At 40.3% G+C, this 26,218-nt stretch carries 25 protein-coding genes; 2 read left to right on the top strand and 23 right to left on the bottom strand.

Annotation, left to right across the window (positions count from 1 at the left end):
* Positions 1-368 precede the first annotated feature (368 nt).
* The 6 genes from GJU41_RS03835 to GJU41_RS03810 all read right to left on the bottom strand — a co-directional run bounded on the left by GJU41_RS03835 (position 369) and on the right by GJU41_RS03810 (position 6,513).
* Positions 369-854, bottom strand: coding sequence for a GyrI-like domain-containing protein (locus GJU41_RS03835; protein ID WP_154318043.1), 486 nt, complete (start codon positions 852-854; stop codon positions 369-371).
* 212 nt (positions 855-1,066) lie between these two features.
* Positions 1,067-1,609 (bottom strand): DUF420 domain-containing protein, encoded by a 543-nt coding sequence (locus GJU41_RS03830; RefSeq protein ID WP_154318042.1) that lies wholly within the window; start codon positions 1,607-1,609, stop codon positions 1,067-1,069.
* Positions 1,610-1,721: 112 nt separating this feature from the next.
* A complete protein-coding gene (locus tag GJU41_RS03825; protein ID WP_154318041.1) occupies positions 1,722-3,407 on the bottom strand; it encodes a sigma-54 interaction domain-containing protein in 1,686 nt (561 codons plus the stop codon).
* Between the two features lie 5 nt (positions 3,408-3,412).
* On the bottom strand, positions 3,413-3,733 hold the full coding sequence (locus GJU41_RS03820; RefSeq protein ID WP_070876807.1) for a DUF3870 domain-containing protein: 321 nt from the start codon (positions 3,731-3,733) through the stop codon (positions 3,413-3,415).
* A gap of 322 nt (positions 3,734-4,055) precedes the next feature.
* Positions 4,056-5,270, bottom strand: coding sequence for an acyl-CoA dehydrogenase family protein (locus GJU41_RS03815; RefSeq protein ID WP_154318313.1), 1,215 nt, complete (start codon positions 5,268-5,270; stop codon positions 4,056-4,058).
* Between the two features lie 256 nt (positions 5,271-5,526).
* A complete protein-coding gene (locus GJU41_RS03810; RefSeq protein WP_154318040.1) occupies positions 5,527-6,513 on the bottom strand; it encodes an NADPH:quinone oxidoreductase family protein in 987 nt (328 codons plus the stop codon).
* 103 nt (positions 6,514-6,616) lie between these two features.
* Between GJU41_RS03810 and GJU41_RS03805 the strand changes: the two genes are divergently transcribed.
* Complete coding sequence (locus GJU41_RS03805; protein ID WP_070876809.1) at positions 6,617-7,699, top strand: DUF3900 domain-containing protein; 1,083 nt, start codon at positions 6,617-6,619, stop codon at positions 7,697-7,699.
* A 347-nt stretch (positions 7,700-8,046) separates the two neighbouring features.
* On the opposite strand, the gene GJU41_RS03800 is transcribed toward GJU41_RS03805, so the two are convergent.
* The 15 genes from GJU41_RS03800 to GJU41_RS03730 all read right to left on the bottom strand — a co-directional run bounded on the left by GJU41_RS03800 (position 8,047) and on the right by GJU41_RS03730 (position 23,050).
* On the bottom strand, positions 8,047-8,880 hold the full coding sequence (locus GJU41_RS03800) for a 3-hydroxyacyl-CoA dehydrogenase family protein (RefSeq protein WP_070876810.1): 834 nt from the start codon (positions 8,878-8,880) through the stop codon (positions 8,047-8,049).
* On the bottom strand, positions 8,877-9,701 hold the full coding sequence (locus tag GJU41_RS03795; RefSeq protein ID WP_070876811.1) for an enoyl-CoA hydratase-related protein: 825 nt from the start codon (positions 9,699-9,701) through the stop codon (positions 8,877-8,879). Before GJU41_RS03795 ends, GJU41_RS03800 begins: the two co-directional genes overlap by 4 nt.
* Positions 9,685-10,587 carry an NAD(P)H-dependent flavin oxidoreductase gene (locus tag GJU41_RS03790; protein WP_070876812.1) on the bottom strand — a complete coding sequence of 301 codons (903 nt, stop codon included), beginning with the start codon at positions 10,585-10,587 and terminating at the stop codon, positions 9,685-9,687. The genes GJU41_RS03795 and GJU41_RS03790 overlap by 17 nt, the downstream gene beginning before the upstream one ends.
* Positions 10,580-11,755 (bottom strand): thiolase family protein, encoded by a 1,176-nt coding sequence (locus GJU41_RS03785; protein ID WP_070876813.1) that lies wholly within the window; start codon positions 11,753-11,755, stop codon positions 10,580-10,582. The genes GJU41_RS03790 and GJU41_RS03785 overlap by 8 nt, the downstream gene beginning before the upstream one ends.
* Positions 11,756-12,078: 323 nt before the next feature.
* The gene (locus tag GJU41_RS03780) at positions 12,079-13,128 is read right to left on the bottom strand and encodes a phosphotransferase family protein (protein WP_070876814.1); all 1,050 of its coding nucleotides are present in this window, start codon (positions 13,126-13,128) and stop codon (positions 12,079-12,081) included.
* 21 nt (positions 13,129-13,149) lie between these two features.
* Positions 13,150-13,920: an enoyl-CoA hydratase/isomerase family protein gene (locus GJU41_RS03775; protein ID WP_282958521.1), complete on the bottom strand. Its 771-nt coding sequence runs from the start codon at positions 13,918-13,920 to the stop codon at positions 13,150-13,152.
* A 1-nt stretch (position 13,921) separates the two neighbouring features.
* Complete coding sequence (locus GJU41_RS03770; RefSeq protein WP_070876816.1) at positions 13,922-14,653, bottom strand: 2-phosphosulfolactate phosphatase; 732 nt, start codon at positions 14,651-14,653, stop codon at positions 13,922-13,924.
* Positions 14,654-14,657: 4 nt separating this feature from the next.
* Positions 14,658-15,191, bottom strand: a complete 534-nt coding sequence (locus tag GJU41_RS03765; protein WP_070876817.1) for a TRAP transporter small permease — start codon at positions 15,189-15,191, stop codon at positions 14,658-14,660.
* A 17-nt stretch (positions 15,192-15,208) separates the two neighbouring features.
* On the bottom strand, positions 15,209-16,537 hold the full coding sequence (locus GJU41_RS03760; RefSeq protein ID WP_070876818.1) for a TRAP transporter large permease: 1,329 nt from the start codon (positions 16,535-16,537) through the stop codon (positions 15,209-15,211).
* A gap of 103 nt (positions 16,538-16,640) precedes the next feature.
* Positions 16,641-17,759, bottom strand: a complete 1,119-nt coding sequence (gene dctP, locus GJU41_RS03755) for a TRAP transporter substrate-binding protein DctP (RefSeq protein ID WP_154318039.1) — start codon at positions 17,757-17,759, stop codon at positions 16,641-16,643.
* A 103-nt stretch (positions 17,760-17,862) separates the two neighbouring features.
* Positions 17,863-18,639 carry an enoyl-CoA hydratase/isomerase family protein gene (locus GJU41_RS03750; protein WP_070876820.1) on the bottom strand — a complete coding sequence of 259 codons (777 nt, stop codon included), beginning with the start codon at positions 18,637-18,639 and terminating at the stop codon, positions 17,863-17,865.
* 13 nt (positions 18,640-18,652) lie between these two features.
* Entirely contained in the window at positions 18,653-19,633 is a 981-nt protein-coding gene (locus tag GJU41_RS03745; protein ID WP_070876821.1) for an NADPH:quinone oxidoreductase family protein, read from the bottom strand.
* On the bottom strand, positions 19,634-20,866 hold the full coding sequence (locus GJU41_RS03740; protein WP_070876822.1) for an acyl-CoA dehydrogenase family protein: 1,233 nt from the start codon (positions 20,864-20,866) through the stop codon (positions 19,634-19,636). It abuts the gene before it with no gap.
* A complete protein-coding gene (locus tag GJU41_RS03735; RefSeq protein ID WP_070876823.1) occupies positions 20,814-22,448 on the bottom strand; it encodes a class I adenylate-forming enzyme family protein in 1,635 nt (544 codons plus the stop codon). The genes GJU41_RS03740 and GJU41_RS03735 overlap by 53 nt, the downstream gene beginning before the upstream one ends.
* Before the next feature lie 14 nt (positions 22,449-22,462).
* Complete coding sequence (locus tag GJU41_RS03730) at positions 22,463-23,050, bottom strand: TetR/AcrR family transcriptional regulator (RefSeq protein ID WP_070876824.1); 588 nt, start codon at positions 23,048-23,050, stop codon at positions 22,463-22,465.
* A 406-nt stretch (positions 23,051-23,456) separates the two neighbouring features.
* Here GJU41_RS03730 and GJU41_RS03725 point away from each other — a divergent pair, with 406 nt between their 5' ends.
* Positions 23,457-24,287: an STAS domain-containing protein gene (locus GJU41_RS03725; protein ID WP_070876825.1), complete on the top strand. Its 831-nt coding sequence runs from the start codon at positions 23,457-23,459 to the stop codon at positions 24,285-24,287.
* Positions 24,288-24,593: 306 nt separating this feature from the next.
* Here the strand turns inward: GJU41_RS03725 and GJU41_RS03720 are convergent, their stop codons facing one another.
* Both GJU41_RS03720 and GJU41_RS03715 read right to left on the bottom strand, forming a co-directional pair.
* Positions 24,594-25,631 (bottom strand): alpha/beta fold hydrolase, encoded by a 1,038-nt coding sequence (locus GJU41_RS03720; RefSeq protein ID WP_070876826.1) that lies wholly within the window; start codon positions 25,629-25,631, stop codon positions 24,594-24,596.
* On the bottom strand, positions 25,621-26,205 hold the full coding sequence (locus GJU41_RS03715; protein WP_070876827.1) for a hypothetical protein: 585 nt from the start codon (positions 26,203-26,205) through the stop codon (positions 25,621-25,623). The genes GJU41_RS03720 and GJU41_RS03715 overlap by 11 nt, the downstream gene beginning before the upstream one ends.
* Between the last annotated feature and the right edge of the window lie 13 nt (positions 26,206-26,218).

The following is a 26,218-nucleotide window of genomic DNA, read 5'->3' as shown; positions in this document are numbered from 1 at the left end:
ATCCCCTCCAACTTAGGACCAATTATTTCAAAACCAGGCAATTTACTCAATAATTATTTTCATAAAAAAGAAAGCTTATCTTTGCTTAAGATAAGCCTCCTTCGTATCTTTTATATCAATGTATCATTACGGTAGCCCGAGTAAAACGGAAGCCCGCGTGGGATATGATCCCGATTGCTAAACTGTTCGCAGTCTGCTTGTAGAAATATAATTGAGGCTGCTTCAGTCTTTCACTAATATAAAAATTAGTTATACAGCAACTACGCTCACTATGGCTTTCCATATCAATGCATCTTTGGGGGTATAGCCCACTACGTTATAACCCTTTGGTAAAAGCCCCTTTTATACTGCCGTTCTCTCGCAATAAGTTACAAAATGGAATCGTATAATTCCACTTGTACATTTTCAGGATTTTCAGATTTGTTTTCTATTTGATAGAACTCCAAGTTCCAACTTTTATTAGAACGAGTATACCCTTTTTCTCTGATCCATTGATGTAATTCCTCATAACTTTTTCTTATTTGGGCATTCGGTCCTTTGTGTAAAATAGCAGCATATCTATGTGGCGGGATTGTTAAAGTAATCATATCTTCTGGTATATCTTTATATACACTTACTTGAACACCGATCCAGTAGCCATCTTCCTCTGGTGAAGATTCCTCAACTACAAAGGCTCCGACTTGCCGGCCTGAATTTATAACATGATTAATTTCTTCTGTTCTTTCTTTTAATGATCTTGCAGCTTTTGGTATTTCCTCAATGTATTTTTCACCAGCACAAACTACTCTGTACCCTACTATTTTTACTTCCTCTAATTCTTTAACATATTTATTACTTTTTACTCCCTTGTTCATAATTTACCCCCTATTGAATTTTTCCTTACAGAACTTTTTCAACTCTAAATACAATAGTCCTTCAATTTTCACAGAAGGGCAACGTTTATTGGCCATTCATCCCGAAATTAAATCTCCACATTTTTCACACAAAAAAACACACCAATTAGGCTGATAAATGGTGTGTTTTTTCTATGCTGATTTAGTTTTTTGCACCTTTGAACCTGCTTTTTTCAATAGTAAGGTGAAATCATCAAGTAAACAACCACACCCGTAAAGCTTACATATAACCAGATCGGCATGCTCCAGCGGACAATCTTGCGGTGCTTTGTCAGCTGTCCTGTCCAGCCCCATACAAGTGAGAAAAGGGCAAGCGGGACAATGATGGCAGCAAGGAAACTGTGTGTAATGAGAATGAAGAAGTAGATGCTGCGAATGATCCCTTCTCCGCCAAAACGAGTCGTTTCTACTGATAAGTAGTGATACGTCAGATAAGATACACAGAATAGCAATGTCGTAGTAAAAGCGGCTAAAATAAATCCTTTATGCAGCTTCACATTCTTTTTAATAATCGAGACAAGCGCAATGACCAGGAAAACAAACGTAAAACTGTTCAGTACTGCATTGATTCTCGGGAAAATATGAATATCAAATTTAATTTCGCCGCCATAGCCGATCGGCAAAAAGAACAAACCCAGAATAATCGCATTGACGACAAGAGAAAGGGTGACGATAATCGCCGTATAATTCTTGCCTGTGCGAGCTGTTTCTTCCATAACTATTCTCTCCTCATGATTCAATATGTTCTATTGTACCACGAGATTATGTGCTAATATTCGACAATTGTATGAAGGATGCTCTAATAAACGCCTTGCTGCAAAAGGCATTTTAGTGGACAGGCTGTTCAAAACAGAGTCCATACTTCTTCAGCTTTCTTACAATCGTCGGCTGGCTGCTGTCAAGGGCTTCCGCAATTTCATAAGTTGTTTTGTACCTTTTTACCGCAAGCGACAAGATTTTTTCCTCCGCTAGCTCAGCCGCTTCCTTCAGCGTGACAATTTTAGAAATATGGATCGGGCTTTCCTGGCGCTGATACTCAGAAGGCAGATCCCGGATCTTTAATAACTCCTCTTCGCTGATTAAAACGAGTCTTTCAATTAAATTCGCAAGCTCGCGTACATTTCCAGGCCAGCTGTATGTGTAAAAAAAATCTTTAAGAGCCGCATCCATCCTTTTTTTCTTCTCATACCTTTTATTGGCTTTCTCCAAAAAAAGCTCCGTAAGTGGCAGGATATCGCTTTTTCGCTCCCTGAGCGCAGGAATCAGAATCGGAACAACATTCAGCCGGTAAAATAAATCCTCTCTGAACTCCCCGATTTGGACCATTTCCTTCAGATCTTTATTTGTTGCAGCAAGGATTCTGACATCCACTTTTTTCGGCGCCGTTCCGCCTACCCGCTGAATTTCTTTTTCCTGAATCACACGCAGAAGCTTCACCTGAAGGCTTAGCGGAAGCTCACCGATTTCATCCAGAAACACAACACCCTTGTCCGCCAGTTCAAACATACCCGGTTTTCCCTGTTTGTTCGCACCCGTAAAGGCGCCTGCTTCATAGCCAAACAGCTCGGATTCAAGCAGATCGGCAGGGATGGCACCGCAATTGACTTTAATAAACTCGCCCTTTTTTGCACGGGCACTATTGATGTAAATGTAGCGGGCAAGGACATCTTTTCCGACACCGGTTTCTCCGAGGATTAAAATCGTCGCATCTACATTTACCACTCTGTCAGCCGTTTCATAAATGGAGATTAATTCTTCGCTTTTAATAATGACATCTCCGCTCACATCCGTTTTTCCTTTTAACCGCTCAATCTCTTTTTTATAGCTGTCATTCAATTTCGTCGCTTTCCGCAATGCACTCTGTAGATCATTCAGTTCAGAGAGATCACGGATATTTGTCACAATGCTCTCAATTTCGCCTTTATCATTAAAAACAGGGTTACCGGTCAGGAGCGTTTCTTTCCCGGCGCGGTTCAGCTGAACAACGGAAACACTCCGCTTTTTATTCAATACTTTATGAGTCACTGAATTTTCAAGAATTCCCCGGCTGATGAGAGCATTCACATTTTTCCCGATATAGTAATCTTTCGGAATCCCCGTAATCCGTTCAATCGCCGAATTCGTCTTTAATGTGACACCCTCTTTATCTGTAATATAAATGCCGTCATATGAATTTTCGATAATTGCATCCAGTTCCCGATTGACCCGCTTTGATTCCTTAAGCTCATTAATCAGGGAAATCAGCTCCGTGGAAGCGGTTCCAATAAAGAGGATATCATCAGAATCAGCAAGCTTTGTCTTCATAAAAATACAGCTGGAACCGCCGCAGCTCGCATGAATCAGTTTCCCGCCTTTTAGTTCTTCCCACACATCAAACAACTCGCTGATTTTCATATTTTGAACGTCTGTGCAGCTGGTGAAATGAAGGACAAACTCATTGCTGTGCAAGATAACATTGCTGCTGGACGTCACAACACAAGGAAAAGGAATGCTTTCAATAATCTTCGCATTCATGGCAATCACCTCTCGATTTTCAGCTGCTGGTACTGAAAATGAAGATCTGACAACGCAGCAACAATCGCATGAATCGCTTTCCCGCAGTAATTTTCCTTAACATGCTGGATTACCTCTTCAATTCCATACTGAAGACTGTAGCCCCGAAGCAGACGTCCAACGAAATCTCTTCCGTGTTCTGTCGCAAGCGTACAGGATGCTTCCAAAATAACTGCATACCTCTTATCAATTTCAACCGTAATGGTCAGCATATCATACACATTTTTTGCAGCCATCCCTGCCGGCAATCGCGCATGGCCGGCAATAAACATCGTCTGTGAGTGCATCGTACAGCCCTTCCTTTCGACAAGAAACCCAATTTGATACTGACTAACTTCTTTATTTATTGGGGGAATCCTGCTTTATTGTGGGGAATTCCCGTGATTTTTGGGTTATCATGCCCTAAATGATTGGTCCAGCACTCTAGTTTTCATACTTATATTGGAGCTGCGGAATTAATTCTGGGACTTTTAAAAATAATGCCGGGACTTTCTTATTTAATTCCATTTAAATATAATTTAAAGTGCCAACAAGACCATTCACTTGATGCAAAACGGTATTTTGATCTCACACCAAAAAACCCGCAGCTTCCCGCCGCGGGTTCTTCGTTTAGCTTTCTACTTTTTCTTTCGCATCTTCAAACGGCCAGCTCGGAAGCATATTTGAGAGCGCTTTATCTTCACGGTATCCTAAAACGTATTCCGCCTGCATGATCGTGTGGATCTCTCTTGTCCCTTCATAAATGACCGGTGCTTTTGAATTTCTCAAGAAGCGTTCGACCGGATATTCGTTGGAGTATCCGTATGCCCCGTGAATCTGTACGGCATCGTTTGCTGCTTCGTTTGCGAAATCACAGGATTGCCATTTTGCCAGAGACGTTTCTCTCGTATTGCGTTTGCCTTCGTTTTTCAGATAGCCAGCGCGGAATACAAGAAGACGCGACATGTGATAGCCTGCTTCCATTTTTGCAATCATCTGCTGAACGAGCTGATGCTTTCCAATTTCTTTTCCAAACGTTTTCCGTTCATGACAGTAGTTTACGCTTTCTTCGATACAAGCCTGAATGAGACCGCATGCTCCTGCTGCCACTGTGAATCTTCCATTATCAAGAGCGGACATGGCAATTTTAAAGCCATCGCCAACTTGTCCAAGCAGGTTTTCTTTCGGAACTTTAATATGATCAAAGAAAATTTCTCCCGTATTGCCGGCACGGATGCCAAGCTTGCCTTTGATTGCTTTTGAATCGAAGCCAGGCATTGTGCGTTCTACAATAAATGCAGAAATACCGTGATGTTTTTTACTTTTATCTGTATAGGCAAACACAAGGAAATGATCCGCATAATCACACAAGGAAATCCACGTCTTCTGACCGTTCAGTATGTAGTAATCGCCTTCTAAAACAGCCGTTGTCTGAAGCGCAGCCACATCAGATCCAGCATTCGGCTCTGTTAATCCAAACGCCCCGACTTTTTCTCCTTTTGCCTGAGGAACTAAGTATTTCTGTTTTTGTTCTTCATTTCCCCATTGCAGCAGCGTCAGGCTGTTCAAACCCGTATGAACAGAAACGGCTGTACGATACGCCGTATCGCCTCGCTCAAGCTCCTCGCACACAATCGCAAGTGTGTTGTAGTCCATGGCGCTTCCGCCGTATTCTTCCGGAATACAAATTCCCATAAGCCCAAGCTCTGCAAGCTTTTTCAAAATGGAAGGCTCGAAATGTCCCGCTGCATCCCACTCTGCAATATTCGGATTAATCTCTTTATCTACGAAATCACGGACCATTTTTCTTACTGCATTTTGTTCTTCAGACAAGTTAAAGTTCATCATTACTCCATCCCCTTTTTGGTTGTAGATATAAAAAAAGCCAACTGCACACTGAAGGCAGCTGGCTTTTGTCAACGTTAATCAATCTCTTCCATAGACAAATCAGCAGATTTGAAAAAATCCTATTTAAGCTGGCGATAAACTAGATCACGGGACACAAGAGGGCTAACTCTCTAGACGTGAAATACGTTTAGTTAACTGGATTATACACATAAGCACATGAAAACGCAATGATTTAATTGAAAATTCTATCTACTTACATTTTCACAAGTGTTCTGCCCCGGACTTCCCCATTTAATATTTTTTCCACAATAGACGGAATTTCTTCAAGAGACACTTCATTCACAATTCCTTTATCAAGATTCGCCGGCTTCATATCAGACGCGAGTCTCTCCCAAACTGTCAGCCTCTTTTCCATCGGACAGTAGACTGAATCAATTCCTAATAGATTAATGCCTCTTAAAATAAATGGATAGACACTCGCTGCAACCTCTGCTCCGCCAGTCAAACCGCTTACTGCCACGGATCCTCCGTATTTAGTTGCGCTCAGCAAATACTCAAGTGTCTTTCCCCCGACCGGATCAACTGCAGCGGCAAAAAGCTGTTTGCGAAGCGGTTTACCGTCGTCAGAAGTAACTTCTTCCCTCGATAAAATTTCTTTAGCTCCAAGCTGCTTTAAATATCCATGCTCTGATTTTTTTCCGGAACTCGCCGCAACCTCATAGCCTTTTTTAGATAAAATATCGACAGCAATGCTTCCGACTCCGCCTGTTGCACCGGTAACCAGCACCTTTCCGTTTTTTGGAGTCAGTCCGTTTTCTTCCAGCCTCAAAATGGATAATGCAGCTGTAAATCCAGCAGTACCCAGAATCATCGCTTCTTTTATCGTTAACCCTTCAGGCAGCGGAACAACCCATTCTGCAGGGACACGGGCGTACTCACTGAATCCCCCAAAATGAGAGATTCCTAGTTCATAGCTTGTGACGATGACTTCGTCGCCCTTTTTAAAAGATTCGTTGCTGGACTCTACAACCGTTCCTGCGAGGTCAATCCCTGGAACCATCGGGTAATTTCTTACGATCGATTTAGGAAGCGTCGCTAAGCCATCCTTATAGTTGATGCTTGAGTAGGCAACCTTAATCGTGACATCACCCTCCGGCAAGTCTGTCAGCGACAGCGGTTTTATTTCCGATTGGATCTTATCCTCTTGCTTATCAATGACAAAGGCTCTGAATTTTTCCATAGAATCGACTTCCCTTCTTCTTTTAATAAAGCCATTGTAATAGATTGACTGCCATAGTCCAATCTTTTACACTTGAAGAACTGAAAAAGAAGCAGGTGAATCTATGGAATTTAAAATTAACTATCTTTCTTTTTACCTCATCCAAGTGGATGGAAAAGAAGAGAATGCCAATAAACAATATAAACATTTTCAAACATTAACAACAGAAGAGTACGAAGGAAACGCGCTGAAAGATTTCTTGGACGGAGAACTGAAGAAAATTGTCAAACGCAAAGTCGAGAAGCATCCGCGCAGCGAACAGGTTCCGACTAAACTTGGATACTTTGTCGTTGAACCCGGCTATGAGCTTGATTCTAATCCAAACTACAACCTTTTCCACAAAGCGCTGACAGCAGATACAAAGGAATCGTTTAAAGAAGCAAGCGAACGATTTGTCGGGGCTTATTTGGATGCAAGCGCCGTTCGCGGCGGGGCATTTCTAGTTCTTTCCGCCACTCCTGAAAAATACTTTGAGGATACCTTTTTGTTCATCTTAAAATGTGATTTCGAACCAAAGGTTGCCTCGATCTCGGATGAATCCACCCTCATCCGCAACGTGCAAATGGCAATCACAACAAAAAATATGAAATCCATCCAATACCCTTACATGCCTGAAGAAGGAATGACAGAGCCGGGCGAGCTGAAAATTCATCAAGCCTCACATGCACGCTACTTTGAAGACTTCCTTAAATTCGTCGAATACGGGGAATCCATGCCGGAAATCATGAAAACCCAAGTCATGAGCATGGTCCAAGAGCACGTACTTGAAACATATGAAGAAAACAGCCAGGAGCGCCAGCAGTTCGAACATGACATGGAAATCTGGGAAGCCAGTGAAAAGCGTGATATTCAAGAGCGTCTGGATACCCATCAAGTCATTGAAGCTGCAGCGCAAATCGTAGAGCACACACCAGAAGCTGAGCTGAAAATGAAGCTTGGTGAAACTTCCATTAAAGGATTGCTTGCGGACTATGGCGAGAATATTCACCTTGGGAAAATCAATGGCAGGTATGTGCTGTTGGTAGAGGCGGATACAATTCAGTTTGAGAAAGGCGTTTCGCCGATTGAGTTTCACCGGCCGGAGGAGCTTGGGGAGATTATTAAAAAGATTAGCATTAAAAGTGGAGAAGATAATCTAAAAGTATGAGAGAGTAAAAATGACATTATAGAAATTTGGACAAAGTTCGCCTTTGGTATAACAGTCTCTATAAAATCTTCTACTACTAATATAGTAATCACTATTATTTAATAGGAAAGGGAAAAAAAGGGCTAATTAGTGGATGTATTAAAAAATTGCCTATAATCTCTAGAAATGACACCAATTTTATTGTTTGTGAATCAAGTTCCTGCTGCATAGATTCACTTAAGATATTTAACATATAGTCTAATAACAACCAAGTTTACGAAGAAAGCCTACAGAAAAAAGCAGGAAGGAATAACAATTGTTTTTCCTTCCTGCTTCAATTTAGAGACTTATTGGACTATCCCATCTTTTTAGTATTCGTAAAAACCCTTGCCGCTTTTTCTCCCAAGCTCACCGTCTGCTACCATTTTTCTTAATAATTCCGGTACCCTGTATTTAGAATCATTCGTTTTTACATAAAGGGCTTCTTGTATATGTAACATTGTGTCAAGGCCGATCATATCAGCAAGCCATAGTGGTCCTATTGGATGATGGGCTCCTAGTTTCATCGCTTTATCGATATCCGATGGTGAGGCAATATTATCTTCAACGAGCGTAATAGCTTCACATATTAACGGGACGAGCAGACGATTGACGACAAACAGCGGGGTGTCCTTTACAATAATACTTTCTTTGTTCATTTGCTTTACAAGATTCTCTGCCATTTGAATGGTTTCGCCCGATGTCTCTTCAGTTACTGCTATTTCAACAAGTTTCATGAGAGGAACTGGGTTAAAGAAATGCATACCAAATACCCGGTCCTTTCGGTTAGTGACAGCAGCAATGTCCGAAATAGATAAACTAGAGGTGTTCGATGCAAAAATTGTCTTTGACTCGCACCATTCATCAAGTTCTTGAAATACCTTTTTCTTTGCCTCGATGTTCTCCGTTATCGCTTCAATCACAAGGTCCGCATCCCGTAACCTTTCTTTATCGGTGGTAAAGATCAGACGTTTTAACACCTCATTCGGGTCAATTCCATTATCCTTTTGCCCAAGTTTATTTAAGCTTTTCCTTATTATTTTTTCGGCTTTTATCAGCATTTCAGCTTTTAAATCTACTAATATGACGTGATGACCGACAGTCGCAAACACTTGTGCAATACCATTTCCCATTATTCCTGAACCTAATACGGCAATTTTCATCTAAGCATCTCCTCCCCAAAAAAGTCTGGAACTTCACTTATTTTAAGCGGAAATTTAGGAGGACGTTTTTCTAAAAACGATTGTATTCCTTCCTTCGCATCAGCATTGTTACCTGCCCAATATAGAAACTTTGATTCTGCAAGATGAGAAGCGACTGGAGTTTTTTCACTTAGCATATTCCACAAAAGTTGTCGGACAAACCTGTTGGACGTCGATGCTGTTTCGCATGCTATTAATTGAGCAAGTTCATATGCTTTTTCTAGCACATCATCAACTTCGTATTGGACTAATCCTGACTCTAATGCTTCAGACGTTGGAATGTAGCGGGCTGTATACATCCACTCCAAGGCTTTACCGATTCCAACAAGCCGTGGCAGAAACCAGCCCGAACACGCTTCAGGTCCTATACCTCGTTTGGCAAAAACAAATCCGATTTTCGCGTCTTTTTTAACTACACGAATATCCATGGCAAGTGTCATCGTTAAACCAATGCCAACCGCTGGCCCGTTGATAGCAGCGATAATTGGCTTTTTCATATTGTGAACGAGAAGACTTATTTGCCCGCCACTGTCACGAAATTCAGCGATAGATTCATTTGATGAGAATGTCTCCCCTGCGTTTCCTAAGTCCATTCCTGAACAAAATGCTTTTCCTTCGCCAGTTACAATAATTACTCGTACATCATCATCTAAATCAGCGTTTTTGTATGCCTCCATCAATTCGTTTGCCATTTCATGCGTGTATGCATTCATACGCTCTGGACGGTTTAGGAAAATCGTTAATATTCCTTCTTTTTGTTCGGTTTTAATCGTTCCGTACAAAGTTTTCCACTCCCTCTTTGTATTCCTGCTTCAGCTGTTCGATTATTTCCCTAGTAGTTTCTCGTTTCTTGACGGCCGCCACTCCATGTCCCGCAGACCAAATGTCTCGCCATGCTTTTACGTTCACCAAGTGTGATAGATCAACGTCATTACGCTGGTGTAATGTCGTTGGATCTATTCCTTGTTGAAGAAGGCTGGGAATAAGAATATTAGCATAGACACCACTGAACGAATTTGTATAGACAATATCTTGTGGGGATGCATCAATGACCATTTGCTTATAATTATCAGGGGCAGTGCTCTCCTTCGCCGCTATAAAGCGCGTACCCATATATGCGTAATCAGCTCCCATCATTTTTACTGATGCAATATCCTGTCCAGTAGATAGGCTTCCTGATAAAATAATTGTACCTTTATAAAATTGTTTTACAGCATGTAAAAATCCAAAAGGATTCAAGGTACCGCCATGTCCTCCTGCACCTGCACATACAAGAATGAGTCCATCTACTTCTGTTTGCGCCGCCTTTCTGGCATGTTCTACTGTAGCTACATCAGAATAAACGAGTCCACCATAGAGATGCACCACTTTGATGACATCTCCGGGGTGGCCGAGCGAAGTAATAACGATTGGAGGCTGATACGTTTTAATCAGCTCGAGATCATCTGCATAGCGGATGTTTGATTTTTTATGACAGATAAAATTTACAGCCCATAGTTTATTGGGAAGTGCTTTTTTTACCGTGTTCAGCCAATGGGCACACAACTCAATTGGTCGTGCGTTTAGGAGAGGAAACGAGCCAATGACGCCCGCTCTGCCCGCTTCAATGACCATTTCCGGGGTGGATATGAGAAACATAGGGGCTATAATTAAGGGCAATTTAGACATTCTCAATCACCATCGCAATGCCTTGCCCCCCACCAATGCATAAGCTGACGATAGCGAATCGTGTGCCTCGTCGCCTTAATTCGTAAGCAGCGGTTAGTAATACTCTTGCTCCGCTAGCTCCAACTGGGTGCCCTAATGCAATAGCCCCACCATTCACATTGGTTTTATTGCGATCAAGTCCCAACTCTTTTTCTACAGCTAAATATTGTGCGGCGAATGCTTCGTTCACTTCAAAAAGGCCGATGTCTCCGATGGTAAGGTTTGCTCGGTTAAGTGCTTGTTGAATTGCCGAAACAGGACCTATGCCCATGATTGTTGGGTCTACACCAGAAACCGCCCAGGATACGATACGAGCAATTGGCTTTAAGTTGTTTTCTTGTACTGATTGTTTTCCGGCAACTATGAGTGATGCCGATCCGTCATTTATTCCTGATGAATTCCCAGCCGTAACAGTACCGTTCATTTTAAAAGAAGGTTTGAGCTTTGATAATAGTTCCATGCTTGAATCTGGCTTTATATGTTCATCTTCTCTGATGAGTAAGCTGCCTTTTCTTGTTTTCACCTCAACTTCGACAATCTCCTCTTGAAAAAAACGTTTTGCTTTTGCCGCTCTTTGATTTGATTCGACAGCAAATGCATCTTGTTCCTCTCTAGTAATTCCGTATATTTCTGCAAGTTTTTCTGCGGTTAGACCCATACCACAACCAGTATATTGGTCTGTTAATGTTTCTAACAGCATGTCATTAAATGCTAAGGTTCCCATTTTCGTTTTTCCAAACCGATTCGTGAAATTAGCATAAGGCGATTGAGACATATTTTCAGACCCGCCTGCGAGGACAATACTAGCATCACCGACTATAATATGCTGGGCAGCTGAAACGACGGCTTGCAAGCCTGACCCACAAAGCCTGTTCAGCGTTAATGCTGGCACTTCCTGAGGAACACCGCTATATAAGCCTATATGTCTTGAGATGTATGAGGCATTTTTTTCTGTATGAATGACGTTTCCGTAGATTACATGGTCGATTTGCTCCGGGTCAACCTTCGAGCGACGAATCGCTTCTATCGCGCTAGCCTTACCAAGTTCAGTCGCACTCATTTGTGCAAAAGAACCGCCAAAATTTGCAAATGGGGTTCTGGCACCTTCAATTAAATATACTTCAGTCAAGTTCCTTCCCTCCTCTTAATGCTAATTTTTCTTTTAATTCACTTGTTGATGTATATCCGTGACTTCTATGGCATCTTAAAAGTACAACTACAACATTGGTTCATCACTATTTCAGAAGTAAGCTGTTAGACCTAAAAAAATGATATAAGTCGCGGTCGTTTGAGAATGCAATGACTGTCTAAAAGATAGTAATACGACAACATCGCGGTATTCCTCTCACTAGGGATTAATTTTGTATTATCGATGTTTTTTTATGTTAGAAAAAAAGGGCGATCTCAAATGGTCATATTGATAAGTTGATACAGCTGTCATCTCAACCCTCTTTACAAGATTTTGTTTGTACGTGTTAAGTTAGCCATGTCGATTAAGTTTGCTATAGGAGAAAGTAAATTCTCAAACCGATTATCATCTGTCGCTCCTTTTTTCCAGCGAAAATAGAGTTGTTGTAATATGACAGCGAGCTTATAAAAGCCGAATGCCACATAATAGTCGATGTTAGAGATGTCACGGCCGCTCACCCTGGCATACTGTTCGGCCATTTCTCTTCTAGAAAAGAATCCAGGTTGATTTGTCACCACTGAAATACCCATGTCAGGATCACTCGATTCCCCCCAATATGTTATTAGCGCACCGATATCAGTCATCGGATCTCCAATGGTTGCCATTTCCCAGTCCAATACCCCATTTACCACGGTAGGTTCATGCGGGTCCAAGACTAGGTTGTTTAATTTAAAGTCGTTATGAACAATCGTTGTATCCAGTGTTGTCGGCATATTCATTATCAGCCATTTCTCGAGTTCTTCTACTCCACTAATTTCGTTCGTTTTTGAATTACTGTAGCGTTTCATCCAGCTATGAACTTGCCTTTCTAAATAGCCTTCAGGTTTTCCAATATCCATTAAGTTTGCTTTCTTGTAATCTACTTGTTGAAGCATCAATAAACTATCAATGATACTTTTTGAAATTGAAGGTCCTGCCAACTTAGCAGATCCATATGAATCAGGAAGTACCTTGTTAATCACTACACCTTGCTTTTTTTCCATCAGGTAAAAATGTTTCCCCATAATGTCAGTATCTTCACTGTATAGATATGGTTTTGGGGCTAAAGGATAGACGCCATGTAACTTTGATAAAATTGTAAACTCACGCTTAACATCATGTGCTTTCGCTGGAATTTCACCAAATGGAGGTCTCCTTAGTACATATTCCGAATACCCAAACGATAGTAAATAAGTATGATTGGAATAGCCTTCGGAAAACTTTTTTATTTTCATTACTTCATTTGGAATACCTGGAATTGTTTCGCGTACGAGCATTTCCAAGCGATTCCAATTTATATGCTCATGATCAATATATTTGTTAATAGTTTTCATAAATTTCTAATTCTCCTCTCTTTATCTGCCATAATAGAGCGGAACACGTTTCTCTCTAAATGCCTTAGCCCCTTCTAACATGTCTTCTGTTTCACACAGCTCAGCAAAATATTGCGTTTCAAGTTCTTGACCTTCTGCTATCGTACGGTCCAACCCTTGGTTGATTGCTTGTTTCGCTTTTGCTATTGCTAATGGCCCTTTGCTTGCGATTTGTTCAGCAAGGATTTTCGCTTTATTTAATGATTCACCGTTTGGCACAACCCTCTCAACTACTCCCCAATCGTAAGCTTGATTACCCGAAAGGACTATGCCTGTAAAAATCATTTCCTTTGCTCGGCCTGGCCCAATTAATTTCGTTAAACGCTGTGTTCCCCCATATCCTGGTAAAATCGCTAACCCAGTTTCCGGAAAACCAAGTTTAGCTTTTTGCTCAGCAATTCTGATATCACAAGCCAGCGCTAACTCAAGTCCTCCTCCTAAGGCAAGTCCACTTATTGCACAAATGACCGGAAAAGAAGCATTTGATATTTTGTCAAAAATCTTTTTCCCTTTTTCTACTAATCGCGCTCCATCTGCGGCATCAAGATTAAGAAATTGATTAATGTCTGCACCTGCAACAAAAGCCTTTTCACCAGCTCCAGTTACAACTAGCACGCGACAGTCTGGTTTGGCAAGAATTTCATTGACACTTTCGTCCATCTCGCTTAATAGCGCATCAGACAGCACATTTAATGGCGGATTTGCAATGGTTAGAAAGAAGATAAAGCCTTTTGCTTCGAAAGAAACCAACAAACTAATTTCCTCCATTCTGTTTTCGAGTGATTTTTCCATTTAAATAAATGGGTACGACATTTACTTTTTCGACTTGATCGATAATCCATTGGATCGTATGTCCAAATCCAGTCTTTCTTAAAAGCTCTGCTGTCTCGCTTTCTAGCAGATTCACAAATTGCTGCGACTTTGCATGTAAGAAAGCTTCCCGTGCAAGCCTGGCTGCATCGGAGAGGTCAAACTCATCCTTTTTAACGAGATGATCTATGATTTGTCCTGCCCCAATAAAATCTTCCAGTGAGAAACGACCGGCATTACCCGAGCATACTAAGATAATCGACGATCCATCGTCCAACTGAATAATTTGATCTGAGATACGGTGTCCATTTATAAGCGAGGACACAAATAATGTCTTTGCATGTTTGGCATTCTCAATGGCAATTGTTCCATTTGTAGTGCAGATGATTGCTGTTCGTTGCTTTGACTCAACAATTAACGTAGGATCTGGATATTCGAAATTCTCTATCGCTTTTCCGTTCCATTCACCTATCAACAGATACTGATTTTTATGCTGATTCACAATGTCAAGTGCGGCTTCCGCATCTTTTACGGCATAGACGAGTTCACATCCTTTTTCAAGTAAAAATGTAATTGTCGATGTGGCCAAAAAGACATCGATTACCACAGCAGTACAATTACGAATAAGCTCTGAATCTACTAATTCTTTTTGAGTTATGACATTAATTTTCCTCATTTCATCAGCCTTTTGTTTCTGTTTTGAATAAGAAGGAAGCTTCTTTTTCTTGTATGTTTTTAAACAGAATGAAGATGTTTTCAATAATAATTAATGCAAAGGCGATAGGAATAAAAAAGAATAAAGGATAAATTGGATACATTGTTCCTGCAGCCGGGAAGGCCATGTTCCGGTCAAAGCCATCCATAGCATATTCCCACGTGAATTGCGTCATTAATACAAGAATGAAAATTTCTACAACAAGCATTCCAAAAATAAAAGGTTTCTTCGTTTTATTTTGAAAACGGTCAATTAGCAGGTCCATTTTTGGAAGTACATTAGATGAATAAACGTATGCAAGCGACGGAAACACAAGAACTGGCATGAAATAGTTCTGCACAATTTCAAAAGCACCATTAATAGAGTTGCCGCCAACATTACGCAATAATACATCCAAGACGATAAACATCATCATCCCAAACAGACTGATACCGCTAATCCATACTCCAATGAGTTTAATCCAATCAAAAAATTTATAAGCACGCAATATACCGTTCATCTCTATCATCCTTTCCGTCATGAATCCATGGAATTAGGCAGGAATGTAGCTAGCTCAGGAAATACAATCATCAATCCGCACACCACAACAAGTACGGCTAAGGCAAACACCATTCCAATGCGGAAAATTGGTTCTAATTTAATATTGCTGACCCCTGCAACCGCATATACACTCAAACCTACTGGAGGTGTAAGAAGTCCAATGGTACAGATGACACCGACAAAGACACCAAACCAAAGTATATCTATGTTCATAGCTGTAATAATAGGAAGAAGTACGGGTATAGACATTAGAATAACCGCCGCTCCTTCAATAAACATGAACATGATAAAAAGCACCACAGAAATGACAACTAGCACTAATGCTGGTGTATCCATAATCGGCTCAAGCAACTCAATTAATTTTCTCGGCAGCAAAGAAAGTGAGACAAATCTTCCAAAGATTTGTGCTCCAATCATAATTAACATAACCATACCTGTTAATCGTAGTGTTTCAACGACGGATTCCTTAATAAAATTAGAGTTTACTTTCCCTAATACTAACGCAGCAATAAATCCAACAAATGCCCCTACAGCACCAGCTTCTGTTGGAGTGAAAACTCCACTGTAAATCCCAGCGAAAATGATTAACATAACCACAACAGAGATTAAAATAACTGTAACCAGTTTAAGCCGGGAGACCTTATGTGTTTCTCCGATAACTGCAGCGGCGACTTCGTTTTGTGCAGTTAGTTGTTTGCTCTCTAGTTTGTAATACATTAGCATCACAGCGATAAAGACTAGCATACAAAGTATCCCGGGGATAACTGAGCCAATAAATAAAGATCCTACCGGAGTTTCTGTTGCTACTCCGTAAAGAATCAAGATAATACTCGGAGGGATAACTCCTGAAAGGGAGCCCCCTGCTGCAGCAATTGCTCCCGCCAGCGGTGCACTGTAACCGTGTCTACGCAACTCTGGAATGGCCACTTGGCCTAGGGATGCCGCTGTTGCTGTACCAGAACCAGAAACTGCACCCAGCAACCCTCCAATTACCATTGTTAATACTCCCAACACTCCGTTTCTCCCTCTAGAAACCTTGTGTACCAAGTAAAAGATGTCTTTTACGATATCTGCTTTCAGAATAAACTGAGCCATTAAAACGAACAACGGGATCGTTGTGAGAGTATAACTCGCGACTCGATTAAAAGGTTCATTTCCAAGCAGTCCGGGCAAAATGTCGAATCCTTCTAAAAAAATCAGACCGATAATACCACAAGCAAATAACACGGAATGAATGTACAAGCCAGACAAAAGAAAAAGAACGAGCAATATAAGAGTAATCCCTATCACAATAGCTGGTTCCATATAACTCCCCTACCTTCCCGAAAAAAATATCCCTCATTTCCCTTTTTAAGTCCATGAGGGCCATTAGGAGTATAAAATTTTTTTAATTTTTTATCGCTCAATATTATTTCAATTTCTTTACGCCCTCAGGTACGTCTCCACCTTGTTCAATAATAATGTCACGCCATAAGGCTATTAACTTCTCCCCGGGCAGACCTTGTTTTTCAAGAAGCTCTGCATAGTCTTTCCAAGTATCTTCAATTCCCTTGTTAATCAAGTCTTGCACACCTTGATCTAAGGTAGAGAATTCAACAAACTTACCTCCATCAGCTTCGTTTAGCTTGACCATTTCTTCTGAGCGCTTTATCCACTCATCAGCTCCATTTGTAAATAGCTCTTCGTTAGCTTGAGTCATCGCCTCTTGAACATTCTTTGGAAGAGTATCCCATTTTTCCTTACTCATGCCAATAAAGGCATTAAAATGTCCGAAATTCACTCCAGTAATCGTGTATTTAAATAAATCCTGGAAACCGTAACCTGACCAGTCCGCAATACTATAATAACTACCGTCAAATGAGCCTCTGCTTAATGCATCATACATTTCTACTGCTGGCATTGTCACACTGTTGATTCCAATATGTTCAGAGTACTTTTCATGTATACGTGAAGGAGTCCTAAGAGAAGTATCCTTAACATTTTTCACCGACATAAATTCTTTACCTGTGGTAGAAATTGAATATTCCTGCGTAGTAGCAATTGGGAACATTTTAAATTCGCTAAATTGCAACTCAGAAAATGTCTTTCCATCCTTAAGTTCTACATCACTATTTAACAAAGCTTTCCATGCGTTTGAACCGATATGGGCATCTGACTTTGTAAGTGGAAGCATTGTGATCTCAGCCATAGCATATTGATCCGGTTGATAGATTGGAAGAACTAGTGCAACATCAACTGTACCGTTCAATACAGCATCACCTTCATCTGGTGTTGAAACAAGTTCTCCTCCTGAGAATGTTTCAAATTCCACTTGTCCATCTGTTAACTCTTTCACACGGTCTATCCATGGAACCAAATTGGCTGACCACCAAGCGTGTTGAGAACTTAATCCCGTTGCTGCACGAAGTTTAATTACTTTATTATTTTCATTTCCACCTGTTTCAGAAGCTTTCAATGAACAAGCTGTCATAACTAAGAAAGCGCTTACTATAAAGGTAAGAAATATTGCTTTTTTCCTTTTTTTCATACGTGTTCCCCCTCTTGTTTATTTTTCATCTAAATACAACACTATGTGTTGTATTGATAAAAAGAGATCTTATAGGAATAACATGTTAGAAGTCATACTATTATTAATACCCTTTAAAACTGGCCTTTCTTTTCTCAACAAAGGCGGATATTCCTTCTATGTGATCGTTTGTTTGAAGCAATATCGATTGAATCGTATTCTCTTGCATGAGCGCTGTTTCATTGGAAATAGATGAAGCGGTATTAACGAGATACTTTACATACTTGTTCGCCAACAAAGGTCCCTCCACTATGAATTCAGCAAATTTTTCCGCCTCCTTCAAGACTTCTTCTTCTGCCAGGCGATTAATAATTTGGTTGGACAAGGCTTCCTCGGCAGTGAGAATTTTACTAGAGGAAATCCATTCCTTTAACAAAGGTGGTGAAATTCTCTCAGATAAAAGCTTAACTAATCCCAGATCAGGAATTAATCCAATATTCGAAAAACTAAATGCGAATTTTGACTCCTTTTCAGCGACAATGAAATCGCATGCTAGTGCGAGACTAAATCCTGCTCCTGCAGCATAGCCATGGACTGCGGCAATCACATATTTTTCAAGTTCTAAAATCTGTCGAGTGAGCCCTGACACAAATTCTACCCACTCAGCGGCTTCCACCGGATTTTTTAATTCCTTCATTGACTGAATGTCTCCACCTGCACAAAAAGAGCTGCCGTTGCCAGATAGAATAATTACATTCACGTTATTATTATTTTCGAGTACACGAAGAGCTTTTTGTAATTCTTCTACTAAATTCCTTGATAGAGCATTTAACTTATTGGAGCGGTTAAGAATAATATGTCCGATTCCGTTTTCTATTATTATATTAATTAATTCATTCATTTGCCCCCTCCTTTCACGTCCGAACGATTAATTTCCCCCATGTTTTACGACTTCCCAATTGTTGCAGGGCATCTGGAACCTCTTCAAAAGAATAACTATCATATATAAGGGGCTTGATTTTTCCTTCCCTGTATAACTCCATCAGTTTTTCATGGGCAACTTTAACTTTATCTGGAAAAAGCTTACGAAAATAGCCAAAGTGTACACCTATAAGTGAGTAATTTTTGATTAAAGCGTGGTTCATTGGTGCTTCAGGTATTGTTCCACCTGCAAAGCCGATTATAAGCAACCTTCCATCAAATGCGACGCATTTACGAGATTGATGAAACACGTTTCCTCCAACTGGGTCAAAGATTACATCTGCTCCATATCCAGCCGTTTCTTTCTTCACCCTTTGAATAAAGTCTTCTTCTCGATAATTAATGACAACATCGGCGCCTATTTTCTTACACATTTCAAGCTTTTCAATTGACCCAGCGGTTGCAATGACCTTCGCACCAAGTGCTTTCCCGATTTGAATTGCGGCTGAACCTACTCCACCTGATCCTGCATGTACAAGAATAGTTTCGAACGGTTTGAGGTTAGCTTTTGTATATAACGCATAATAAGCAGTGTGGTATGTGATATACATCGCGGCTGCTTCTTCATACGAGAGTTCATCAGCAACAGGAAATACATTTTCTTCCTTTACAACAATTACTTCACTGTAGCCGCCATTAGGTAAAACCGGCGTCGCTAGAACGCGCTGACCAACGGATAATGAAACACCCTCTCCAACTTTTTCAATTACTCCTGCCACTTCTGCACCAGGGGTAAAAGGAAGCACTGGTTTTTCCTGATATTTTCCTTGGCATTGTAAAATATCAAAGAAATTAAGGGCGAAAGCCTTTACTTTAACGACAACTTCTCCTTTTGCTGTTGTCTCTCTTTCTATTTCTCTTATTTCAAGAGCCTCATTCGGATCTCCTATAGATGTAACAAACCAAGATCTCATTTAGTGCAACACCTCCTTTTGTTGTTCTTGTACTTGTTCTTTTATTTCTAATCTAGCAATATCTCTTAAATGAACTTTGTCTGGTCCATCAACAATTCTTAGCGTTCTTGCATTTGCGTAGTGAGCAGCAAGTGGAAAATCATTTGAGACACCCGCTCCGCCAAATACTTCGATTGCTCGATCAATTACCCGAATGGATATGCGAGGCACGGCAACTTTTATCATTGCAATTTCTTTTCTTGCAGCCTTAGTACCTTCTTGATCGATTTTATTTGCTGCATGTAATGTAAGAAGTCTTGCTTGTTCGATATCGATTCTGCTTTCTGCAATTTGTTCTCTAATCGTTTCTTTATCTATCAGTTTTGAACGAAACGCTTCTCGACTACTTGCACGTTTGATCATTAAATCAAGAGCCCTTTCTGCTGCACCTATAGCACGCATACAATGATGAATTCGTCCAGGTCCTAAGCGGCCTTGTGCAATTTCAAAACCTCTTCCTTCCCCCAGCAAAATATTAGTAACTGGCACACGCACATTGTTATAGTGGATTTCGGCGTGTCCGTTTGGTGCATGGTCATACCCAAAAACAGGCAAATTCCTTTTCACTTCAACTCCTGGTAAATTGAATGGGACTAGAATCATAGACTGTTGCTTGTGGCGCTCGGCATTTGGATTGGTTTTCCCCATTACAATTGCTATTTTGCAACGAGGGTCTAACGCGCCTGTGGACCACCATTTTCTTGCATTAATGACGTACTCATCTCCTTCGCGCACAATGCTGCTCTGAATATTAGTCGCGTCCGATGATGCTACAGCTGGTTCAGTCATCGAGAAGATTGAACGAATTTCCCCTTTTAATAACGGCTCAAGCCACTTCTTCTTCTGTTCTTCGCTTCCGTACTTAATGAGGACTTCCATATTCCCTGTATCTGGTGCATTGCAGTTGAAGATTTCCGGTGCAAGAAGGGATCGTCCCATGATTTCACATAGATGTGCATATTCATAGTTAGATAATCCCTTTCCATATTCTTCATCTGGAATAAATAAATTCCATAGCCCTTGTGCCTTGGCTATTTCTTTTAATTCTTCTATAATTGGAGGAATTATCCAACGACTTTCTTGACTGTTCAGCTCTTCTTCAAATATCAATTCGTTTGGATAAATATGTTCCTCCATAAACTCAATAAGTTGTTTTCGAAGATGTTTCGCTTGACTCGATAGCTCTTTTAACATCATTTTCCCTTCTTTCTTTCAAAGTATTTTTCAAAATTTTTCCAGATGCGTTTCTAGGCAATTCATCTAGGAATTCGAACAGATCCGGAACTTTGTATTTTGCAAGATAGGCACTGCAATGTTTTTGAATAAACGGTATATCAGCTTCTTGCAGTTGATCACTAACAATGAATGCCTTAATCTTTTCCATATAAATTGGATCTGGAACTCCAATGACCGCTGCTTCTCTGATCCAATCTAGCTTCTTTAAGACATCCTCGACTTCTATGGAAAAAATCTTCTCCCCTCCGCGATTGATCATGTCTTTTTTTCGATCAAGAATATAGAAGTACCCTTCATTATCCATCATTCCAATGTCACCAGATTGCCAGTATCCATCATGAAAGTTCTTTAGATTCGCTTCCTCATTATCCCAGTATTCCTCGATAACCATTGGACCCTTTATGTACAGCTCTCCAATTTCGCCGACTTCGCATTCTTCCCCATCTGACTTCATAATGCGTATATCCGCCACTGGTACGGCCAATCCAACAGAAGTGACTTTTTCTGGCGGACTAATTATTGGCATAAGTGTAGCTGGAGACGAAGTTTCAGTAGAGCCGTAGGCATTATGCAGCTCAGCGTTTGGAAAAGCACTCTGGAGTAGTTGATATGTTTGCAAATAAATAGGTGAACCGCCAAAAGCAACTTTAGTAACGAAATTAAATGTGTGGTTTTTGAATTCATTTTCAGTGGACATCATGATGAAAATCGTAGGTACGTTGAAAAGGAAGTTTATTCGATGTTGGAGGATAAGCTCAATATATTTCTTATTCTGGTAACGCTCCATGCTATAGGATGTACCACCGACATATACCATATGTAAAAGCTGGCCAATCAATCCTGTCACATGAAACATCGGCACTGCAATTAAGGTTTTCATTGAAGAGTTAGTGTTAAATACCGATTGGTAATTCATTAAGCTGTGAATCACTCCGATATATGACAACACCGCCCCCTTCGGTCTTCCGGTTGTCCCGGATGTATACAAAATAAAGGCCGGGTCAAGCTCATCGATTTCGATTGGATCAGGGGCTTGATTTCTAGTATCCAACAGGTGAGTAAACGAATCTTCACCATCTATAAGAAAGATGTTTTTCTCCTCAGGAAGGGCATTTTCATTTATTTCTTTTATTAAGTTAAGTTGGTATTCATAATTCCCTTCACTTACAATGACTTTGACATCCGAATGGCTTAAAATATAAGCCTTTTCTTCAGGTGATAATTTAACATTGACTGGGACCATAATTGCTCCAAGTTTCACACATGCAAATACAAGCAGGGGGAAGTGATAGCGATTGCCAATAATAGTTGCGACGCGGTCTCCTTTTTGAATTCCGCATTTTTGTTGCAAGTTGGCAGCAATTGTACTAGAGAGTACATCGAGATCTTCATAGGTGAGCGCGCGTTCCTCTGTTACAATCGCCTCCTTTTTTTTATTGGTGGAAAGTTGCTTGGTGAGAATTTCATTGATACTCTTTGGCCGATTGGCAAATACTTTAACGGAAGGCCTTCCGAATAATTCCATTTCTTGAACTAACATAGAGATCCCCCTACTTATTTTAAAATTTTTAAAATATAGTTAGTGTAAATTGCAACTACTTCTTCTTTCAATAGCCGGCCATTTGGTTTATACCATTGCTGAACCCAGTTCATTGCCCCAAGAATAATCATTCGCGCAATCGAGGGTTCATCTGCACGGAAGTCACCACTTGCGATGCCTCTTTGGATAATTTGGTCAAATAAAGTTTCGTATTTCTTGCGGAGCTTTAAAACGAGTACAAGCTGCTCTTCATTAAAAAAACGCTTTGGTTCAATGATTAGGTTGAAAACCTCTTTCTCTTCAATTGCAAACTCCATATGAGTCTCAATCATTTTTCTGAGCGTGTCTATCGCGGTTCCATTTACATGGTTCAGGATTTCTTCTAAATCCTCTATCGCTTGGGAAAGGACAAAGTTATGACACTGATACATTAAATCACTTTTATTTTTAAAGTAATAATAAAGGGATCCTTTAGTCATTAACAGTTCAGCTGCAATTTCCTCCATCGTTGCTCCGCTATAGCCCCTTCTATTAATAATTTCAATCGCAGAAAAAAGAATTTGTTCTTTTTTTCGCAGTATTTTCTTTTCGGAAAGTTTCATATGATCACCGCTTAGTATGAATTGTAATCGCTTGCAAATTATGTATATTTAAACTAGGGTCAGTTTTTAAACCTTAATTAATTATCTGAATATTTAGTGTTAAATACACTTTAACAACAACTTTATCACTTTGCAAGTGTTTTTTTGAATGAGGTTTTATTTTTGAACGTCGTTTAATTTTAGGGAAGGTGGAGTAACTGCACTTGTTTTCAGACAAGAATTCTTTTATATTATTTTTCTCTGACAGGGAGTTTAGATAGGTTTTCTTAATCTTACTTTTAAAAGTCACCTAGTAGTTAGTTTTACGTAATATTTATTTCATACTACCTCCCCCGCCATCTGTCTATTCCCCCAAAAATCTTATATACTTAACCTATCTGAGTTTCAAAAGGGGAATGGATTCCGAATGAAGGAAGAGCTGCATTATATCGGAAATAAAATACAGGAAAACGCTAGGCAAATCACGCTGAATATACCAAATGTTCAAGACACACAACACACACAGCAGCTAGATAAATCTGGTTTCCCGTTAACAGAACGTATGGCCTATCGGGATGAACTGATCGGATATTTAGGTCAGGCTTTATGCGGAGAATCTGTAAATGAGCAAGTGGAAAATTGGAGCATCAAAATTTCTAAGCGGGCTATTCAGTTTAATGTACCGTTGTGCCAATGCCTGCGTGCAATTGCCGCTTACCGTACAGCTTTATGGAATACGCTCACTGAAGAGCTCCATAAAAACAATTTTTCAGCCATTACCATGTTAGATGTTTCAAAAATCATTGATCCCCTGATTGATAAAGCATGCGGTGTCACAGGCAATGTATATGAGAATCACAGCAATGAATTAATGGAAATTGCTTACTCAGCGCTAGAAGAATTATCTGTTCCTGTTGTCCCGATAGCAGACGGCATTGCCGTAATCCCGCTTGTTGGCGCAGTCGATACGCGCCGCGCTTCCTTAATTATGGAGATTGCCCTTCAAGAAGGAGCCCGTCTGAATGTAGAGCATATGATTCTCGATGTATCCGGAGTTCCAATCATCGATACAATGGTCGCTGATCAAATTTTCAAAATTGTTAACGCTCTGAAGCTGAGCGGCATTGATACAGTTCTGACAGGCATTCGCCCTGAGATCGCCCAGACGATAATGAGCCTTGGACTAGATTTTAATGCAGTAACTACGAAGTTTAATATGAAACAGGCTTTGCATGATTTTGGTTTTAGAAAACAGTAAAAGCTGCCGCCACTCGAGTTGGCTGCAGCTTTTTTGTCTATAAAATTTTACTGAGAAATCTCTTCTTGCATGCTTCATAGTATCAAATGTTCCTTAGGGTGTACTCTAACGTCTGTCCTTTTTTCTAAATGCACGAAAATAAATATAAAAAGACGACTGCATTCTCTCCTAAAGAGTTACTATTCTATTGATAAATTTGCAAAAAAACGGAAATAGACAATACCTGCAAAACCTAAATACTCAATCACAGGTGAAAGTTCATATTGCATGGGTTCATTTAAAAAATACATGCTCATCCTCCATTCATTAACTTGGATTTGATCGCTTCGGCAGCCAGTCTGCGAGAAGTTCCGGCAGCTGTCCATCTTTTACAGTTAGAGGAACATGACCGTTCTGAATCAGGCGGAATTCTTTATCTTTGCTTGAGATAAGCTTCATGATCGGTTCGCTTTGTTCTTTTGGAACCAATCGGTCAAATGCGGACGCAATGACAAGGACATTGGCTTTTATGTTTTTCAGGTCTGCTTTTTGACCATTTATTTTCATTTTGCCTTTTACAAACTTATTTTTTTTAACAAAATCGTGAATCAAATCCTTTAAAAAAGCACCTGGCATGGGAATGTAGCTTTTCGTCCATTTATTGAAACGTCTCCACTTCAAGACGTATTCCGGATCATCGGCCTTTGCAAGAAGAGTCAGATGGGGGGTGTAATAGATTGGGGACGTGAGCAGCCGTATTCCTGCTTCAACATGGCTTGCAGGAAGCACTCCATATTGATCGATGATTTCATTAAAATCGAGATCTCTCTCTCTCAGAGCTTTTGTCCATTCATCAAATAACGGAACATGCCGAAAGTCGATTGGAGTTGAAAATAAGATTAAGTTGCGGATTGATTCTCCTGCGAGAGAAGCATAGATTGCTGCAAGGGTTCCTCCAAGGCAGTAGCCAATTACAGATAAGTCCGCTGCACCAGAATGGGAAAGAGCAAACTCCGCTGCCTCTTTTATATACAGCAGAATGTAATCAGCAATTGAAAAATCTTTATCTTCATAATCAGGGATTCCAAAATCAAGCAAATAGACATCAAAGCCATTATTGATAAATGATTCGATTGCACTGATGCCTGGCTGTAAATCAAGGATAAACGGCTCGTTTACGGGAGAATAAACCATAAAAAGGGGCGTGCTGTATTTTCTTACAGACGGCTTATAACGCCACAGCGTCGCTTTATTTTTTTTCCAGACTGCTTCTCTTTCAGTAAATCCAGTCTGAATGTCATCATCATTAAAAACACTCGCAAAATTCTTCCACCGTTCCAGTTCAATATCCTTTTCAGGTTTCATGGATGATGGTTCCTCTCTTCTTTTTATCTCTTTTTTCTCCGCGGGTAATGATAAGATCTGAAGTTTTTTCTTCTGAATTTGCCGCTTTCATTCCCAACGTCTGCTCGGCTTTTCGATCATTCAGGGATTCTTCAAAACGTTCACGGTACTCTTCAAACAATTCTTCAATCATGTTCTTTGCTTGATGCTTCTTTACTTTTTTCATCGTTTTCATCAAACACTTAAGTGAATCCTCCAGGCTTTCCATTTTATCCTCAATCTTTTCGATAGCCTTGCAAGGACTCTGCTTCAATTCATGCAGGCTTGCTGTCATGCTTTCTGCTTTTTTTTCGGCCTGTGCTATGAGTCCGGCTGCATATTTCAGATCTTCTTTGCTTGGCAAGCTAAGGGAATGATCCATTATTTTTTCCGCCATTACGCTTGCAGATTTCACTTTCAAAGCTCCTGATTTTAAGAGAACTTCTGCTGCCTGAACGATGCCCTTTTGATTTAATCCTGCTTGAATCATGCCGTTCAGCAGCTGCTCGAGTTCTCCTCCCTTCTCTTTTAAAAGATCATAATAACGTTGATCCATTTTCTTTTACTCC

The organism is Metabacillus idriensis (genome assembly GCF_009674765.1).
Classification (GTDB): domain Bacteria; phylum Bacillota; class Bacilli; order Bacillales; family Bacillaceae; genus Bacillus_P; species Bacillus_P idriensis.
The sequence above is the reverse complement of the archived record's forward strand: the minus strand, read 5'-3'. Positions and strand labels throughout refer to the sequence as shown.